Annotated in this window: 18 protein-coding genes and 1 riboswitch; of the genes, 16 read left to right on the top strand and 2 right to left on the bottom strand. The window is 42.9% G+C overall.

The annotated features are described in order from the left end of the window. Positions 1-18 precede the first annotated feature (18 nt). The 15 genes from OTG27_RS10250 to OTG27_RS10320 all read left to right on the top strand — a co-directional run bounded on the left by OTG27_RS10250 (position 19) and on the right by OTG27_RS10320 (position 13,108). Positions 19-933, top strand: coding sequence for a sirohydrochlorin chelatase (locus OTG27_RS10250; protein ID WP_268936843.1), 915 nt, complete (start codon positions 19-21; stop codon positions 931-933). After that, on the top strand, positions 930-1,700 hold the full coding sequence (gene cobK, locus OTG27_RS10255; RefSeq protein ID WP_063576404.1) for a precorrin-6A reductase: 771 nt from the start codon (positions 930-932) through the stop codon (positions 1,698-1,700). The genes OTG27_RS10250 and cobK overlap by 4 nt, the downstream gene beginning before the upstream one ends. Positions 1,701-1,712: 12 nt before the next feature. Further along, on the top strand, positions 1,713-2,360 hold the full coding sequence (locus tag OTG27_RS10260; protein WP_034312499.1) for a precorrin-8X methylmutase: 648 nt from the start codon (positions 1,713-1,715) through the stop codon (positions 2,358-2,360). A 5-nt stretch (positions 2,361-2,365) separates the two neighbouring features. Then, positions 2,366-3,478 carry a cobalt-precorrin-5B (C(1))-methyltransferase gene (locus OTG27_RS10265; protein ID WP_268936844.1) on the top strand — a complete coding sequence of 371 codons (1,113 nt, stop codon included), beginning with the start codon at positions 2,366-2,368 and terminating at the stop codon, positions 3,476-3,478. Then, a complete protein-coding gene (gene cbiE, locus OTG27_RS10270) occupies positions 3,462-4,676 on the top strand; it encodes a precorrin-6y C5,15-methyltransferase (decarboxylating) subunit CbiE (RefSeq protein ID WP_268936845.1) in 1,215 nt (404 codons plus the stop codon). The genes OTG27_RS10265 and cbiE overlap by 17 nt, the downstream gene beginning before the upstream one ends. Further along, the gene (cobI, locus tag OTG27_RS10275) at positions 4,669-5,376 is read left to right on the top strand and encodes a precorrin-2 C(20)-methyltransferase (RefSeq protein ID WP_057275921.1); all 708 of its coding nucleotides are present in this window, start codon (positions 4,669-4,671) and stop codon (positions 5,374-5,376) included. The genes cbiE and cobI overlap by 8 nt, the downstream gene beginning before the upstream one ends. Beyond that, on the top strand, positions 5,373-6,149 hold the full coding sequence (gene cobM, locus OTG27_RS10280) for a precorrin-4 C(11)-methyltransferase (protein ID WP_048678465.1): 777 nt from the start codon (positions 5,373-5,375) through the stop codon (positions 6,147-6,149). Before cobI ends, cobM begins: the two co-directional genes overlap by 4 nt. Next, positions 6,146-7,270 carry a cobalt-precorrin 5A hydrolase gene (locus tag OTG27_RS10285; protein WP_268936846.1) on the top strand — a complete coding sequence of 375 codons (1,125 nt, stop codon included), beginning with the start codon at positions 6,146-6,148 and terminating at the stop codon, positions 7,268-7,270. Before cobM ends, OTG27_RS10285 begins: the two co-directional genes overlap by 4 nt. A 14-nt stretch (positions 7,271-7,284) precedes the next feature. Continuing rightward, a complete protein-coding gene (locus tag OTG27_RS10290; protein ID WP_106026515.1) occupies positions 7,285-8,676 on the top strand; it encodes a cobyrinic acid a,c-diamide synthase CobB in 1,392 nt (463 codons plus the stop codon). Positions 8,677-8,714: 38 nt separating this feature from the next. Further along, entirely contained in the window at positions 8,715-9,524 is an 810-nt protein-coding gene (cobA, locus tag OTG27_RS10295; protein WP_063593325.1) for a uroporphyrinogen-III C-methyltransferase, read from the top strand. After that, complete coding sequence (locus OTG27_RS10300; protein WP_057275916.1) at positions 9,503-10,066, top strand: nitroreductase family protein; 564 nt, start codon at positions 9,503-9,505, stop codon at positions 10,064-10,066. The genes cobA and OTG27_RS10300 overlap by 22 nt, the downstream gene beginning before the upstream one ends. Before the next feature lie 14 nt (positions 10,067-10,080). Beyond that, positions 10,081-10,617: a cob(I)yrinic acid a,c-diamide adenosyltransferase gene (locus tag OTG27_RS10305; protein WP_048678477.1), complete on the top strand. Its 537-nt coding sequence runs from the start codon at positions 10,081-10,083 to the stop codon at positions 10,615-10,617. A 12-nt stretch (positions 10,618-10,629) separates the two neighbouring features. Further along, positions 10,630-12,147 (top strand): cobyric acid synthase, encoded by a 1,518-nt coding sequence (locus tag OTG27_RS10310; RefSeq protein WP_268936847.1) that lies wholly within the window; start codon positions 10,630-10,632, stop codon positions 12,145-12,147. A gap of 173 nt (positions 12,148-12,320) precedes the next feature. After that, complete coding sequence (locus tag OTG27_RS10315) at positions 12,321-12,593, top strand: HU family DNA-binding protein (RefSeq protein ID WP_034312477.1); 273 nt, start codon at positions 12,321-12,323, stop codon at positions 12,591-12,593. A gap of 347 nt (positions 12,594-12,940) precedes the next feature. Then, positions 12,941-13,108, top strand: a complete 168-nt coding sequence (locus OTG27_RS10320; protein ID WP_153246085.1) for a hypothetical protein — start codon at positions 12,941-12,943, stop codon at positions 13,106-13,108. Here OTG27_RS10320 and OTG27_RS10325 read toward each other — a convergent pair. Next, complete coding sequence (locus OTG27_RS10325; protein WP_268937056.1) at positions 13,105-13,833, bottom strand: protein kinase domain-containing protein; 729 nt, start codon at positions 13,831-13,833, stop codon at positions 13,105-13,107. The genes OTG27_RS10320 and OTG27_RS10325 overlap by 4 nt on opposite strands. A 465-nt stretch (positions 13,834-14,298) precedes the next feature. Further along, positions 14,299-14,481, bottom strand: coding sequence for a hypothetical protein (locus tag OTG27_RS10330; RefSeq protein WP_268936848.1), 183 nt, complete (start codon positions 14,479-14,481; stop codon positions 14,299-14,301). 169 nt (positions 14,482-14,650) lie between these two features. After that, a riboswitch (TPP riboswitch) is annotated at positions 14,651-14,782 on the top strand. A 135-nt stretch (positions 14,783-14,917) separates the two neighbouring features. Between OTG27_RS10330 and tenA the strand changes: the two genes are divergently transcribed. Further along, on the top strand, positions 14,918-15,601 hold the full coding sequence (gene tenA, locus OTG27_RS10335; protein WP_034312447.1) for a thiaminase II: 684 nt from the start codon (positions 14,918-14,920) through the stop codon (positions 15,599-15,601). Positions 15,602-15,611 lie beyond the last annotated feature (10 nt).

Consider the following 15,611-nt stretch of genomic DNA (forward strand, 5'->3'; position numbering starts at 1 on the left):
TCAAGAGGGGGAAAGTAAATGAAAGCAGTTTTGTTCGTAGGACACGGAAGCCGGTTGGCTTCGGGAAATGAAGAAGTCCGTAATTTTATTGAAAATATGATTCCGGCAATGGACGGGCGTTTCCTAGTGGAAACGTGCTTCTTGGAATTTGCGGCACCGAATATATCCAAAGGAATCGATAATTGTGTAAAACGAGGGGCTACTGAAGTTATCGTCATACCGATCATTTTGTTGCATGCAGGACATTCGAAATTACATATCCCAGCTGAAATAGAGGATGGGAAAACCAAGTATCCAGAAGTGAAATTCACATACGGCCAAACGATCGGGGTCCACCATGATGTATTGACGATCCTGACAGACCGTCTTGAGGAAGCGGGATTCGATACGACCTCTGAACATTCTGAGACAGCGATATTGCTAATTGGCCGAGGTGGCAGTGATGCTGATGCCAATAGTGATATATATAAAATTTCACGATTATTATGGGAAAAATTAAGCGTTAAATGGGTCGAAACAGCCTTCATGGGTGTAACGGACCCTCACGTGGATGAAGGTATTGAACGATGCATCCGCTTAGGGGCAAAAAAAATTGTGATGCTGCCATATTTCCTCTTCACTGGGGTGTTGATGGAAAGAATGGAGGATATGCTGAAAGGCTATCAAGAGCAATATCATGATCGAGAATTCATATTGGCAAAGTATTTTGGATATCATCCAACCTTACAGAACATTCTGCAAGAACGAGTAATTGAAGCCAGTGAAGGCAAATCAAGCGGGGCGCGTGATTTGGAAAACTATCGTAAACATGTCGAGGAACATGGACATGCTCATCACCATCACCATCACGACCACGATCATGATCACCATCACGACCACGACCATGATCATCACCATGATCATGATGGGCAAGCGGTGGGGACATCAAAATGATTTTGTTCTTGGCGGGTACAAGTGATGCAAGGGAATTAGCGATTGAGATGCAGCAGGTGGGGTACAAGGTTTTGGCAACTGTTGTAACCGAATCGGCTGCTAAGAGTTTGCAGGATGCAGGGATATCCACCCGGATTGGCCGATTATCTGCAGAAGATATGACATCTTTAATCTCTGCAAAAGGTTTTCAGGCTGTAGTCGATGCAAGTCACCCATTTGCCGAAGAAGCATCCAAAAACGCCCTTAACGGAGCAAAGGCAGCAAATGTTCCTTATATTCGTTATGAGCGTGAAAGTCAACGGTTTCAGAATGATAAATTGATAGTTGTTCGTGATTATGAGGAAGCTGCCAAGCTTGCCGCAGAAAAACGGGGAGTCATCATGCTCACGACCGGAAGTAAAACCCTAGCCGTGTTTGCAAAAGAATTGGTGGGGCTCGAGAATACCAGAGTCATAGCGAGAATGCTGCCACGCATGGACAATATGGAAAAATGTGCGCAGCTGGGCATTGAACAAAAAAATATCGTTGCGATTCAAGGGCCATTTTCCAAAGAATTAAATAAAGCTCTATATGAACAATATGGGGTCACATTGATGATAACGAAAGAAAGCGGCAAGGTCGGTGCGGTTGATGAGAAATTGGAAGCCGCGTTGGAATGTGGAATTGAGACAATCATGATATCTCGACCGGATGTCGACTATCAAAATGTTCATTCCAGTTTTGATCATGTCATTGCCGAGTTGAATAAACAGCTAATTGAAAAATAGGAGGAATGCAAGATGGATTTTAAAACAGATTTTAAACCACTCACGGTAGACCCTGACAAAATATATGATTATAGCTTTTCAATCATTGCTGAAGAAATGGGCAATCATGATTTTTCTGAAGATGAATGGAAGATCGTCCGCAGGGTCATTCATGCTTCAGCGGATTTTGAATTGGGAAGAAGTGTCATCATCCATCCAAATGCCATTCAAGCTGGTGTGGAAGCCATTCGCAAAGGAAGGCATGTCATTGCTGATGTGCAAATGATCGAGAGCGGCACAGGCAAGAAAAGATTTCAAAAACACGGCGGGGACGTTCATTGCTATATTTCAGATCCGGATGTGATGGTCGAGGCAAAACGTTTGAATACGACAAGGGCAATCATTTCGATGCAAAAAGCTGTAAAGGAAAATGAAGGGGGCATTTATGCCATTGGCAATGCACCTACCGCTTTACTTGAGCTCATTCGCCTCATTAAAGAAGGGATTGCAAAACCGGACTTAATCATTGGAATGCCTGTTGGGTTTGTTTCTGCAGCAGAATCGAAAGAGGAACTCGCTAAGATCACAGAAGTTCCATTCATTACGAATATTGGCCGAAAAGGTGGAAGTACTGTCACTGTTGCCGCATTGAACGCGATTTCCCTTTTAGCTGATAGTTAAAAAACATGGAAAAGAAAGTGAAAAAAGACCCCTCACAAATGCGTCATGGATATACGACGGGAGCATGTTCGACAGCCGTGACCAAAGCGGCATTGACTGCATTGATCACGGGGGATGCACTAGAGGAGGCAACGATTTCCTTGCCAATTGGCCGAGATGCCACTTTCACTATTGAGAAATATGAAATATCGGAAAATGCGGTTAGTGCAGAAACGGTTAAAGATGCCGGAGATGATCCCGATGCCACACATCTGGCCCATATTATCTCTACTGTCAGCTGGTCCGATGCACCTGGGATTATCTTGGATGGAGGGACCGGAGTTGGTCGTGTGACCAAACCCGGGCTTCCCGTTCCTATAGGGGAAGCGGCTATTAATCCTGTACCGCGCAAAATGATTTTAACCACTGTGCAGCAAACATTGGAAGAATTTAAGATCAATAGAGGGGTGAAAGTCGTCATCTCCGTACCCGCAGGTGAAGAAATAGCGAAAAAGACATTAAATGGCCGCTTGGGGATTGTGGGAGGCATTTCCATTTTGGGAACAAGGGGCACTGTCGTCCCTTTTTCCAGTTCCGCCTATATGGCAAGTATCGTCCAGGCTATCAGTGTCGCCAAAGCGAGTGGGTGTGAGCATCTAGTCTTAACGACTGGCGGGCGCAGTGAAAAGTATGCAATGGGCCTTCTTCCAGACCTACCTGAGGAAGCCTTTATTGAAATGGGTGATTTTGTGGGCTTCTCACTTAAGCAATGTAAGAGGCAGGGAATTAAAAAGGTATCACTGGTCGGCATGATGGGTAAATTCTCCAAAGTGGCCCAAGGTGTGATGATGGTGCATTCAAAAAGTGCCCCGGTCGACTTTGGTTTCCTATCGGAAATAGCCCAAAGCGTCGGAGCTGAAGATGATCTTGTTCTTGAAATCAAGAATGCAAACACTGCGTCACAAGTCGGGGATATGATGTCAGCCATTAATAACTTTGACTTTTTTAATAAACTATGTGAATCCTGCTGTCTCTCTGCCATTAACCAGGTGAAGGGCGGCATTGAAATGGAAACGGCGATTTATTCGTTGAAAGGACAATTACTGGGAAGGGCTGTTGGAATTGAGTCAATCGATTAAATTAATTGGGATAGGGGATAACGGTCAGGAAAGCTTACTGCCTCAATATGCCCAATGGATAGAAGAAAGTGAAGTGCTGGTCGGAGGTGAACGGATCTTATCCTTCTTTCCGAACTATTCTGGCAAGAAGATTGTCATAAAGGGCGGCTTGAAAAAGGTCGTGGAGCAACTGCAGGATGAAACTCGTCCAACGGTTGTCTTAGCTTCCGGTGACCCACTGTTTTATGGAATGGGAGGCTATCTTTCCAGCAAAATCAACATGGAGGTTTACCCATATTTCAGTTCAATTCAGCTTGCTTTCGCAAAAATGGGGGAAAGCTGGCAAGATGCCTTTCTCGTCAGCATTCATGGCCGCAGCATGAAAGGGCTGGCCCAAAGAATTGATGGGAAAGCGAAAGTGGCCTTACTTACAGACAGTGAAAATAGTCCTGATCAACTGGCTAAATATCTCCTTTCATTCGGAATGACTGAATACCGGGCATTTGTGGCTGAAAACCTTCAAGGAGAAGCCGAAGAATCTGGCTGGTATGAACTAGATGAAATGACGGAGCGGGAATTCTCTCCCTTGAATGTCGTCATTTTGAAAAGAAAATCAGAAGGTCCAAGCTGGTCCTTGGGGATAGAGGATGAAGAATTTTCGCAGCGTAAGCCGGACAAAGGCCTCATAACCAAAAAGGAAATTCGGGTACTAAGTCTGCATGCGTTGAAGCTAAGGAAAAACAGCATAGTTTGGGATGTTGGGACGTGTACGGGCTCAATGGCAATTGAAGCGGCCAAGCTTGCATCGGAAGGTCAAATCTTCGCAATTGAAAAAAATGAGCCCGATTTAGAAAACTGTTATCAAAACCAACATAAATTCCGTACCGATATAACGGCTATTCATGGAAAAGCCCCGCAGGGATTGGAAACTTTTCCGGATCCTGATGCAATCTTCATTGGCGGGACCGGCGGCGAAATGGCAGAGCTGATCAATACTTGCTGCAAACGGCTTAAAGTTGGCGGCAGGATCGTTCTGAATGCTGCGACGATTGAGAATCTTTACCGGGCTAATGAGGCATTTGCTGAAGCTGGTTTTCACACTTCCATCATGCATGCGCAAATCTCCAGAAGTAAGCCAATATTGGGAATGAACAGATTTGTACCTCTTAATCCGGTTTATATCATTACTGCACAACGAAAGGAAGACATGAATGAGTAATCTTGGTACATTATATGGCCTTGGCGTGGGCCCGGGCGATCCAGAGCTAATTACAGTAAAGGCATTTCGCGTGATTCAGGAATCTCCGGTCATTGCGTATCCCAAAAAAAGAAAAGGGAGTAAAAGCTACGCCCATCGCATTGTTGAAGTTTACATTCGTCCTGAAGAGAAGGAGATGCTGGGCCTTGTTTTTCCGATGACGAAAGATCAAGCCATCTTGGATCGGGAATGGAATGGAACGGTTGAAAAGGTTTGGCAAAAATTAAATGAAGGAAAAGATGTAGCTTTCGTTACGGAAGGCGATCCGCTTTTATATAGTACGTTCATACATATGATGAAATTGATGCAGGAGTTGCATCCTGAAGTCGAAATCAAGACGGTCCCGGGCATTTCTTCCTTTAATGGATCAGCGTCAAGGCTGGGCATCGCTTTGGCTGATGGTGATGATCATGTTGCGATAGTTCCTGCAAGGGATGATTATGAAGCGATGAAGAAGGCGATCGAAGATCATGATGCCGTGGTGTTCATCAAAGTGGCAAAGGTCATCGATTTAATGATTTCCGTTTTAAAAGATTTGGACTTACTTGAAAAGGCCTCGGTCGTAACCAAAGTCACTTCCGATGAAGAAGTGATTTGGAAAGTGAGTGAATTGGAAGGACTTGAACTAGAATACTTAACATTGATGGTGGTGAGAAAATGAAGATATATATTGTAGGGGCCGGCCCGGGTGATCCGGATTTGATTACTGTAAAAGGATTGAACATTCTCCAAACGGCCGATGTGATTTTATATACGGATTCATTAGTGAATGAAGAATTGATTGCTAAGGCAAAACCCGATGCTGAGGTGCTAAAAACGGCTGGAATGCATTTGGAAGAAATTGTTGGCATCATGGTCGATCGTGTTAAAGAAGGAAAGATGGTTGCCAGAATCCATACAGGGGATCCTGCCATGTACGGTGCAATCATGGAACAAATTGTCCTATTGAAGAAAGAGGGTATTGGTTATGAGGTGATCCCTGGAGTGAGTTCGGTATTTGCCTCAGCAGCAGCAATAGGAGCAGAGCTGACTATCCCTGATTTAACCCAGACACTCATATTAACGAGGGCTGAAGGACGTACGCCTGTTCCGGAATTTGAAAAATTACGTGATTTGGCTAGTCATCATTGTACGATTGCCCTTTTCTTGAGTGCGACCTTGACAAAAAAAATCGTTAAAGAACTTCAGGAAGCAGGTTGGAAGGATGAAACACCGGTCGCAGTCATTCAACGGGCAACATGGCCGGACCAAAAAATTGTCCGTACCACTTTAGTGAACTTAGATGATGCCATGCGTCAAAACGGTATCCGCAAGCACGCGATGATTTTGGCTGGATGGGCTTTGGACCCTGACATCCATGATAAAGATGAATACCGTTCCAAACTATATGATGCGAGTTTTACCCACGGTTTCAGAAAAGGTGTTAAACCATGATCATTGAATTGAAAGAAGCGGAACTTGCTCCCATTAAACGGTCCCATACTTATGCGATCGTGGCGATAACAAAGCATGGTGTCGAGATGGCGCGAAAATTACATACCGTTTTTTCGAATTCCGATCTATATTACATGAGCAAGTTTGAAAAAGGGGACGAAGAGCATAAACGGATCCAGCTTTTTTCGGGAAGTGTCCGTATGCTATTACCAGCTTTGTTCAAGGAATATAAAGGAATCATACTAATTATTTCTCTCGGGGCAGTAGTCAGGATGATTGCACCAATTTTGAAGGATAAGAAAACGGATCCAGGTGTCGTAGTCATTGATGATAAAGGGGAAAATGTTATCAGTGTACTTTCAGGGCATCTGGGAGGGGCAAATGAACTGACAAAGGAAGTGGCTGCAGCGCTTGATGCAAGAGCCATAATCACGACGGCTTCGGATGTACAAAAAACGATTCCTGTCGACTTATTCGGCCAGCGCTTCGGCTGGATTTGGGATTCAGCAGAAAAATTGACGCCAGTAAGTGCGTCCGTAGTAAATGAAGAGCATGTTGCCGTTGTACAGGAATCAGGTGAACGGAACTGGTGGCATTATGATACGGCATTACCTGAACGAATTATCGTATACCCATCCATTGAAGAAGCGCTTCAAGCAAAGCCGCAAGCAGCTCTGGTCGTGACTCACCGCATGCTTAACGAGTCGGAAATGAGGATCCTTGAAAATGGGATCGTATATCGTCCAAAGGTCATTGCCCTCGGTATCGGCTGCAATAGGGGAACGGCGGCGGCTGAAATTGAGCAGGTGATTGCAGAAACACTAGTCGAATTATCATTTTCATTAAAAAGCGTTAAGGCTATCTGTACAATTTCCTTGAAGAAAGACGAACTCGGATTGATTGAAGTAGTTGAAAAATACGGCTGGGAATTCGTGCATTATGAACCCGAAGAGCTTAATCAAGCCAAAATCGAGGCGCCATCGGATACAGTGTTTAAATACACGGGTGCATATGGTGTGAGTGAACCGGCTGTGAGGATCTATACCAATGCTGAACAATTGGAGCTTGTTAAGAAAAAATCAGGAAACGTAACCATTTCAGTTGGGGTCATTCCTTTTTAAGGGGGAGAAGAAATATGAATGATAGAAGACTGGTAATTGCGGGTACCGGAAGCGGAGTCGGAAAAACGACATTGACCATCGGAATCATGGCAGCCCTCCAGAAGAAAGGCTATACCGTTCAAGGGTTCAAATGTGGTCCTGACTATATTGATCCTACTTATCACACTGCAGTTACAGGAAGGGTTTCACGCAATCTTGACAGTTGGATGTTCGAACATGACACTGTCCGGGAAATTCTTAACAAAGCAGGTACCGGAGCTGATATATCAATCATCGAAGGAGTCATGGGCTTTTTCGATGGCAAAAGTCCGTTAGCCAATACAGGATCGACAGCTGAAATCAGCATCATCACGCAAAGCCCTGTCCTGTTGGTAGTCAACTGTGCCAGCATGGCTCGGAGTGCAGCTGCCATCGTAAAAGGATTTCAGGACTTTTCGACCGGTCCTAACATCATTGGGGTCATTGCCAATCAAGTGGGAAGTGTAGGCCATTACAAAATCGTCAAATCAGCCATTGAGCAAGAATGCGATGTACCGGTGCTCGGTTATATGAAGCGGGAATTGGATATTGATATTCCAAGCCGTCATTTAGGTTTAATTCCTGCGATTGAACGCGGGGAACTAAATCCGTTTTTCGATAAGCTTGCACAATTGGTCATGGAAACAATCGATATCGATCAGTTATACCGATTGTCAAAGACAGATCCCGTTTCCAGTGGGAACTCAAATATATTTCAACATCAAAATGAAAGTGACGTGTGCATTGCCGTCGCAAAAGATGCAGCCTTCAATTTTTATTATCAGGAAAACCTTGAGCTGCTTGAAGCATATGGGGCGAACATCAAGTATTTTTCTCCATTAAACGGGGATGAAGTACCATTGGATGCTGATGGTTTATACCTTGGTGGCGGTTTTCCTGAGGAATTTGCAGCTGAACTTTCCGGTAACGTGGATGCTATCAAATCCATCAGAAGCACCATAGAAAAGGGGATGCCGACTCTTGCGGAATGTGGCGGTTTCATGTTTTTGAGCAAATCGATTGAAACGACTTCCGGAGAAACGCATCAGATGGCAGGAATGATACCGGGCAGGATTAAAATGCAGAAAAAACTGGCAGCACTAGGATATCGTGAAATAACAGGAACTCCAGGCAATTTTTTGATCAACGAAATGGAGCAGGCAAAAGGTCATGAATTCCACTACTCGACATTTGAAGCGGATGCTGATCTTACACATGCTTATGAAGCCAAAGGCAGATTCGGTTCGAAACAAGAGGGGTGTGTATTGGACAACCTTGTTGCTGGGTATACCCACTTTCATTTTGCTTCCAATCCAACACTTGCAAAGAACTGGATTGATGCTTGCTTAAAACAAAAAAACAGATCTGCCCATGAAACTATCAACTAGTAAAAGGTATTTTTTGAAGCTTAAGAGGAGGCGCGAGCATGAAACCGGGAAAAGTTCATCTGGTCGGTGCGGGTCCCGGAGATCCGAAATTGATTACTGTATATGGACTGGAATGTATCCAAAAGGCGGATGTCATTGCATATGACAGGCTTGTCAATCCAGAACTATTAAACTATGCAAAAGAAGATGCAGAACTGGTGTATTGCGGGAAATCACCAGGGAAACATCATCTCATTCAAAATGAAATACATGAACTTTTAGTGGAGAAAGCCTTACAGGGGAAAAACGTCACCCGTCTGAAGGGTGGAGATCCATTTGTCTTCGGGCGGGGCGGTGAGGAAGCGGAAATACTGGCTGCAAACGGGATTGAATATGATATCGTCCCAGGAATCACAGCAGGAATCGCAGCACCGGCTTATGCGGGCATCCCGGTAACCCACCGTGAACATGCCTCAAGTTATGCCATTGTGACAGGCCATGGCCGTGATTACAAGGGGCAGGATAACCTGAATTGGCAGGCGTTGGCTCAAGGCATAGATACCATTGCCTTTTATATGGGAATTGGTAATATGCCGTTCATCTGTGAAAAATTGATGGAGCATGGCAGGGATGGTAAAACGCCAGTGGCCGTCATTGAATGGGGCACGACAGATAAACAAAGGACGATCACCGGTACTTTGAGTTCGATTTCTTCGAAGGCTGTAAAAGAAGAAATTCAAAATCCGTCAATCTTTCTAGTAGGGGATGTCGTCCAATTAAGAGAAAAAATCCAATGGTTTGAAAGAGTGATTGAATCAGAGTCCATTATGGAAGGGAATGAATTGGAATGTCCATCATTCAAGAATTGAAGGAACGCCGGGCGATAAGGAATTACGAAGAAAAAGAAGTGGAAGATCAAAAAATCAGGCAGTTATTGGAAGCGGCTACGTATGCCCCTAACGACCGATTGCGTGAACCTTGGAGTTTTTATGTAATCAAGGGAGAAGCGAAGCACCGGTATGAAAGTTTGGCAGAAAGGTATCTGCATGAGCGCTTCCCTACCAAACCAAAATTGATTGAGAGTTCACTGGAAGTTGTTAAGACGACACCGCTCATCATTGTCGTGACTTCTGATATTTTGCCGGATGATCCAGATTCATCCGAAGACAATGTATTCGCGTCTTGTTGCGCTGTCCATTCGATGTGGCTTGCCGCAAAAGAGCTAGGTCTTGGATTCGTTTGGCGGACTAGAGGAGTGGGTCTTGTCAGGGATGAACGCCTGCACGAATTTATCGGCTCACCGGATAACAAAAAAGTGATCGGCACCATTTTTGTCGGATACCCAAAAGGAGATCAACCGGTTCCTGCTACTAAAAGGACTTCATACATAGAAAAAACAGTTTGGTTATGAGGGTAGGTGAGTGAGTGGCACGCAGAGGATTAATGCTTATTTATACCGGAAATGGGAAGGGCAAGACGACTGCCTCATTAGGTGTGACTTTAAGGGCTATCGGCAGAGGAATGAATGTCAAATACCTTCAGTTCATAAAATCTCCAGAGCGTACATATGGGGAAGCATTGGCATTGGGAAAGTTAGGAGTTAAAATGGAACAGCTAGGTATTGGTTTCACATGGACCAAAACCCCGGAAGAGCATCGCAATGCATTGGCGTTAGCTTGGGAAAAGGTGAAACTTGCCCTTGCTGATCCGGGCATTGATTTACTTGTTTTGGATGAGCTGAACAATGCTTTAGCCATTTCCAAATTCCCGATTGATGATGTCTTGCCATTGGCTGAAGTCATCGATGCAATACGAAATCGTCCCGCTCATATGCATATAGTCATTACCGGCAGGGACGCCAAGCCAGAGCTTATGGAAATGGCGGATTTGGTTTCATCGATTGAGGCGACCAAGCATTATTATGACGAGGGTATCGGTGCTGTCAAAGGATTAGAGTTTTAGGGGGTGAGCGTAATGAAGGCACGATCCATCATGATACAAGGGACGTCATCCGATGTAGGGAAAAGTTTGATTTGTACGGCGTTTTGCCGGGTATTTTCCAATAAAGGATTACGTGTCGTCCCTTTCAAATCACAAAACATGGCTTTGAATTCTTATGTAACCTTGGATGGCGGTGAAATCGGACGGGCTCAGGGAGTACAGGCGGAAGCAGCACGGATAACGGCAACGACTGATATGAATCCGATATTACTGAAACCAAAGCAGGATATGGTTTCGGAAGTGATCGTTCACGGAAAACATTTTCTTGATATGAATGCAAAAAGCTATCGGTCCCAATTTGTCCAGGAAGCCATGCCCATCATCCGTAAATCGGTGGAAAAACTACAAGATGAATATGACATCATAGTACTCGAAGGGGCAGGAAGTCCTGCTGAAATTAACCTTAAGGACCGGGATATTGCAAATATGCGAATGGCTAAACTCACGGATGCGGCTGTCATTTTAGTGGCCGATATTGATCGTGGTGGAGTATTTGCGTCCATTATCGGGACACTTGCCTTATTGGATAAAGAAGAACGAGATAGTGTAAAGGGGATCATCATCAATAAATTTCGTGGCATGCGTGAATTGTTGGACGATGGCATTGAATGGGTGGAAAAGGAAACCGGGATTCCGGTCCTCGGGGTGCTGCCCTATCTAGACGTGAATATTGAAGCGGAAGATTCACTTGCCCTCTCTTCCTTACGTTTTAAAAAACCTAAAAAGGCTGAGTTTCCGATCGATGTAGCCGTCCTGAGATTTCCGCGGATCTCCAATTTTACAGATGTGGATCCTTTTTTCGACGAACCGGGAGTAGGTGTCCGACTTGTTAGCAGTGTCCATGAGTTAGGTAATCCCGATCTGCTAATTTTGCCGGGTACAAAAAACACGATGGAAGATTTAGAGTGGTTGAAACGTATGGGATTTGATCGGGCCATCGATGAACGGCGGAAACAAGGAACGATGATCTTCGGCATATGCGGCGGTTTTCAAATGCTAGGGACTAAACTTTTCGATCCTGATGCTATCGAGGGTGATGGTGAGAACGCAGAAGGGCTTTCGCTTCTTCCGGTGGAAACCGTCTTTCAAGCAGAAAAGAAGACGGTACAAATGGAAGGTGTCCTTTCTGCTGGGATAATGGAAAGTCAAATGAATCTTAACGGTTTCGAAATACATTTAGGCAGAACGACATTGAAGTCACAAGTAAGGCCCTTTCTATTATTGAAGGATGGAAGAGAGGATGGAGCCATTTCCAATGACAACCAAGTTATGGGAACATATCTCCATGGAATATTCCATAATCGCTTGTTCACTAGATTACTGGTTAACCAAATTCGACGGAACAAGGGGTTGGATGAAGTGAAGGAAAACGTTCAAAGCGACTCGGAGCGCAGGGAGGAAGCGTATAATCTTTTGGCTTCTCATCTGGAAGAAAACATTGATATGGATACCGTCTATCAATGGCTGCAGCTCGAAACTGCAGAAAGTTGAACAAGAGTCAGACCGTGCTTAGTATGTTGATCAAGGCCCTTTTATTTGCAAGAAAGATCAATTTTGAGCTGCATTTCCTTTTATTTAGCCATAATAAGTGACAGAGGCATACAAGATATGTTATGTTGTCTTCTCTACATATTTTATACAAAATAAAAGGATGAGGTGTTCATATGAATAAAACAGAATTAGTGAGCAGTGTTGCAGCACAAGCTGAACTGACAAAAGACGAAGCAAAAAAAGTAGTGGATGCATTGTTTGAAACAATCACGGCTACACTTGCTAAAGATGAAAAAATCCAATTAGTTGGTTTTGGTACATTTGAAGTGCGTGACCGTGCTGCCCGTACAGGAAGAAACCCGCAAACTGGCGAAGAAATACAAATTGCAGCTAGTAAAGTACCTGCTTTTAAAGCAGGAAAGGAATTAAAAGAAGCTGTAAAATAAAAGGTGAACGAAGAAAAAAACCTGGCGATGAAATATGCGCCAGGTTTTTTTTACTGACTGATTCGAAAAACAGATAATATATTCCGAATGTAACTAAGAAATGGGAAAGATAAAAAATCGACTTTGTCATCGATTCGTATGTTGTAAGAGCCATTTGGAGTTTCATAAATTAAAGGGATCAGGGCGTTCCCATGACCAACAATGAAAAAAGCCGAATCTATGAAGCAGTAATGGATTGTAACACAAATGAAAAAAAATTATAGTACTTATTAATAAGGTTTATACTGTGACTATGTTAGGCTAAATGAATAACAGGCTTTAAAACCAAAATAAAAGAGGTGAAAGAAATGCTGAAGAAAATAATGAAAAAAATCAAACAGCTTTCCCAAGGCAGCAGTGAGCGAAGACATGGGCATTATCGCCGAGGCAGCAGCAGCAGCAGCCGGGGGTACAAAAGGTATCCCATGAGTGGAAGTGACCGCTACAAAAGAAAAGGGCGGGGCAGCAGCAGCTAATTCCAATTCTTTGACTTCAATACTGCCTGAAGGTCCATTGAGATATCTTTAATATTTGAGTAAGGTTCTTGGATGCTTAATAACCTTTTCAGTATATGCACGGTTTCTTTTTCTAACGAAAGCTCTTCTGTCCAAGGAAGTGCTTTTTTACTTTTGGAAGCGTACGTCGTATAAAGTACATATAGAAGTATTTCCCCCAAGTCGTAAAAATCCTGCCTTTTCAGCTGCAAAATGGATTCTTTTGCGAGGTTGGCGGAATTGATCATCTTGGACAAACCAAAGTCTATCAAAATGGGCTGATGGTTCTTAAGTAGAATATTCGGTATACGTATATCTTGATGGAAAATGTCATGCTCATGTAGATAACATACTAAATCGACCAGCTTAACCAGAAAATGTAGAGACTCTTTCTCATTGAACGTTAATTGATTCGAGAAAATATGGTCTTCTAAATTATTCCCTTCTATGAAATCCATCACAAAATAAACATTTCCATCTTGCGAAAATTTCTCGTGAAATTTAGGGATATTTCTGTGGTTTAACATTCGTAATATGGAAATTTCATTTTCAAATTGTTTCAGCTCTTTTTTACTGCGGCGTTTACTTTTCCGGAGCTGTTTGATCACTATATTTTCATTCATTTTCAAATCATTGCAAAGATAAACAATACCGTAGCTTCCTGTTCCGATTACAGCTTTTACCTCGTAGCGGTAATTCAAAACCACACTCTTTTTTAAAGGAATATCCACAAAAAATTGGTATAACTTTCTAAATGTACGCAAAATTGAAACTTTCCTCACCACTTTCATCTATTCAAGTCAAGAACAAAAAAAGGCCGTTATTAATTAAGCTGGAAATATGAATGAACATGGATAGTTTAACACTGATTTTTGATAATGCGGTAATGAAAGTCATTTCTTCGGGGCGATCTTTTGATAGTTCACAATTAAAAATAAATTTTTCATATAATTTCACATTATGAAATTATATGGTTTTTAAAAATATTAAGTTTACTATAATGAATTCATAATAAAAGAGTAGGAGGTGATGAGGTGGATGGGCGCGAGTTGAGAAGTTGCTTTGGGAAATCCCTAACCGGCGTCATAATAGTGAGCTGGATTGATGGAAAGTTCAAAAGGGGATTACTGTGAATTCATTAAATTCACGAGTAAAGCAGCTGAATTCACGAGTCAAGTGGCCAATTCACGAGTAAAACAGCAGAATTCACGAGTAAACCGGCAAAACTCACGAGTAAAGTAGTAGAATTCACGAGTAAAACTGTAGAACTCACGAGTAAACCGGTAAAACTTACGAGTAACCATTATATTCACGAGTAAAATTGCAAAACTCACGAGTAAACCGGTAAAACTCACGAGTAAACTACTAACTGAGCTCCCTTTGATCAAATTCTTTGAAGGCTACGGGAAAAGAGGGGATGGAAGATTGAAAGTTTAGTAACCCTAAATCAAGAAAACTTTTCTAATACGTTTGACAATTGGATTTATCGTGTTAATATAAAGGCAAATGAATTTAATATACAATTTGTACCACTAGGGGTGCTTTATAGGTAAAAGTTGATTTTTTACCCACAAAAGCTGAGATTGAAGTATGACTTTAAGACCCTTAGAACCTGATCTGGTTTATACCAGCGTAGGGAAGTGGGGTCTGGAACTATACATTTCCGTATTATTTCAAGTACAACCACTTTCTTTACGTTTAAGAAAGTGGTTTTTTGTTTGCAAAAAAAGGGGTGATAAGTGTTTTTTTCTGTAACGTTCAATGAAAAAATACAATTTGGAGGTAATGGACATGAAGTTTTCAGAGGAAATCCGTAAGGAAGTTGATCACATTTGGGAAGCTAGTTTTAATCATCCTTTTGTTGCAGGAATAGGAGATGGCACATTGCCATTGGAGTGTTTCCGTTTTTATGTCATGCAAGATGCCTATTATTTATCTCATTTTGCTAGAGTTCAAGCCTTAGGGGCAGTCAAAGCTACGGATTTACATACAACAAGCAGGCTTGCCGGCCATGCACAAGGAACATATGAAGCGGAGTTGAAGCTTCATGAGAATTTTTCCGAGAGATTAGGCATCACAAAAGAAGAACGGGAAAATTTCAAGCCTGCCCCGACTGCCTATGCTTATACTTCCCATATGTATCGTGCGGCATATTCGGGACATTTAGGAGATGTTATTGCAGCTATCTTGCCGTGTTACTGGCTGTATTATGAGATAGGTGAAAAGCTGCAAGGGTGCATGCCCGAAGAGCCGATTTATCAAGAATGGATAGCGGCTTACGGAGGAGAGTGGTTCCGCACTTTGGTGGAAGAACAAATTGCGAGGCTGGATGAGATAGCTGAAAAAGTAACTGAAGAAGATAAGGCGAGAATGAAAGAGCATTTTATTCTCAGCAGCCAATATGAATACTCATTTTGGGAAATGGCTTATCGTTTAGAGACATGGCCCGTTCATAAGGAAACATTAGAAGTATAAAAGGAGAATG

It is taken from the genome of Peribacillus sp. AS_2, from assembly GCF_026891895.1.
Lineage (GTDB): Bacteria > Bacillota > Bacilli > Bacillales > DSM-1321 > Peribacillus > Peribacillus frigoritolerans.

Bases quoted from the DNA above. Each gene is read 5' to 3' on its own strand.
- OTG27_RS10250 (WP_268936843.1), top strand. From the start codon at position 19: ATGAAAGCAGTTTTGTTCGTAGGACACGGAAGCCGGTTGGCTTCGGGA.
- cobK (WP_063576404.1), top strand. From the start codon at position 930: ATGATTTTGTTCTTGGCGGGTACAAGTGATGCAAGGGAATTAGCGATT.
- OTG27_RS10260 (WP_034312499.1), top strand. From the start codon at position 1,713: ATGGATTTTAAAACAGATTTTAAACCACTCACGGTAGACCCTGACAAA.
- OTG27_RS10265 (WP_268936844.1), top strand. From the start codon at position 2,366: ATGGAAAAGAAAGTGAAAAAAGACCCCTCACAAATGCGTCATGGATAT.
- cobI (WP_057275921.1), top strand. From the start codon at position 4,669: ATGAGTAATCTTGGTACATTATATGGCCTTGGCGTGGGCCCGGGCGAT.
- cobM (WP_048678465.1), top strand. From the start codon at position 5,373: ATGAAGATATATATTGTAGGGGCCGGCCCGGGTGATCCGGATTTGATT.
- OTG27_RS10285 (WP_268936846.1), top strand. From the start codon at position 6,146: ATGATCATTGAATTGAAAGAAGCGGAACTTGCTCCCATTAAACGGTCC.
- OTG27_RS10290 (WP_106026515.1), top strand. From the start codon at position 7,285: ATGAATGATAGAAGACTGGTAATTGCGGGTACCGGAAGCGGAGTCGGA.
- cobA (WP_063593325.1), top strand. From the start codon at position 8,715: ATGAAACCGGGAAAAGTTCATCTGGTCGGTGCGGGTCCCGGAGATCCG.
- OTG27_RS10300 (WP_057275916.1), top strand. From the start codon at position 9,503: ATGTCCATCATTCAAGAATTGAAGGAACGCCGGGCGATAAGGAATTAC.
- OTG27_RS10310 (WP_268936847.1), top strand. From the start codon at position 10,630: ATGAAGGCACGATCCATCATGATACAAGGGACGTCATCCGATGTAGGG.
- OTG27_RS10315 (WP_034312477.1), top strand. From the start codon at position 12,321: ATGAATAAAACAGAATTAGTGAGCAGTGTTGCAGCACAAGCTGAACTG.
- OTG27_RS10320 (WP_153246085.1), top strand. From the start codon at position 12,941: ATGCTGAAGAAAATAATGAAAAAAATCAAACAGCTTTCCCAAGGCAGC.
- tenA (WP_034312447.1), top strand. From the start codon at position 14,918: ATGAAGTTTTCAGAGGAAATCCGTAAGGAAGTTGATCACATTTGGGAA.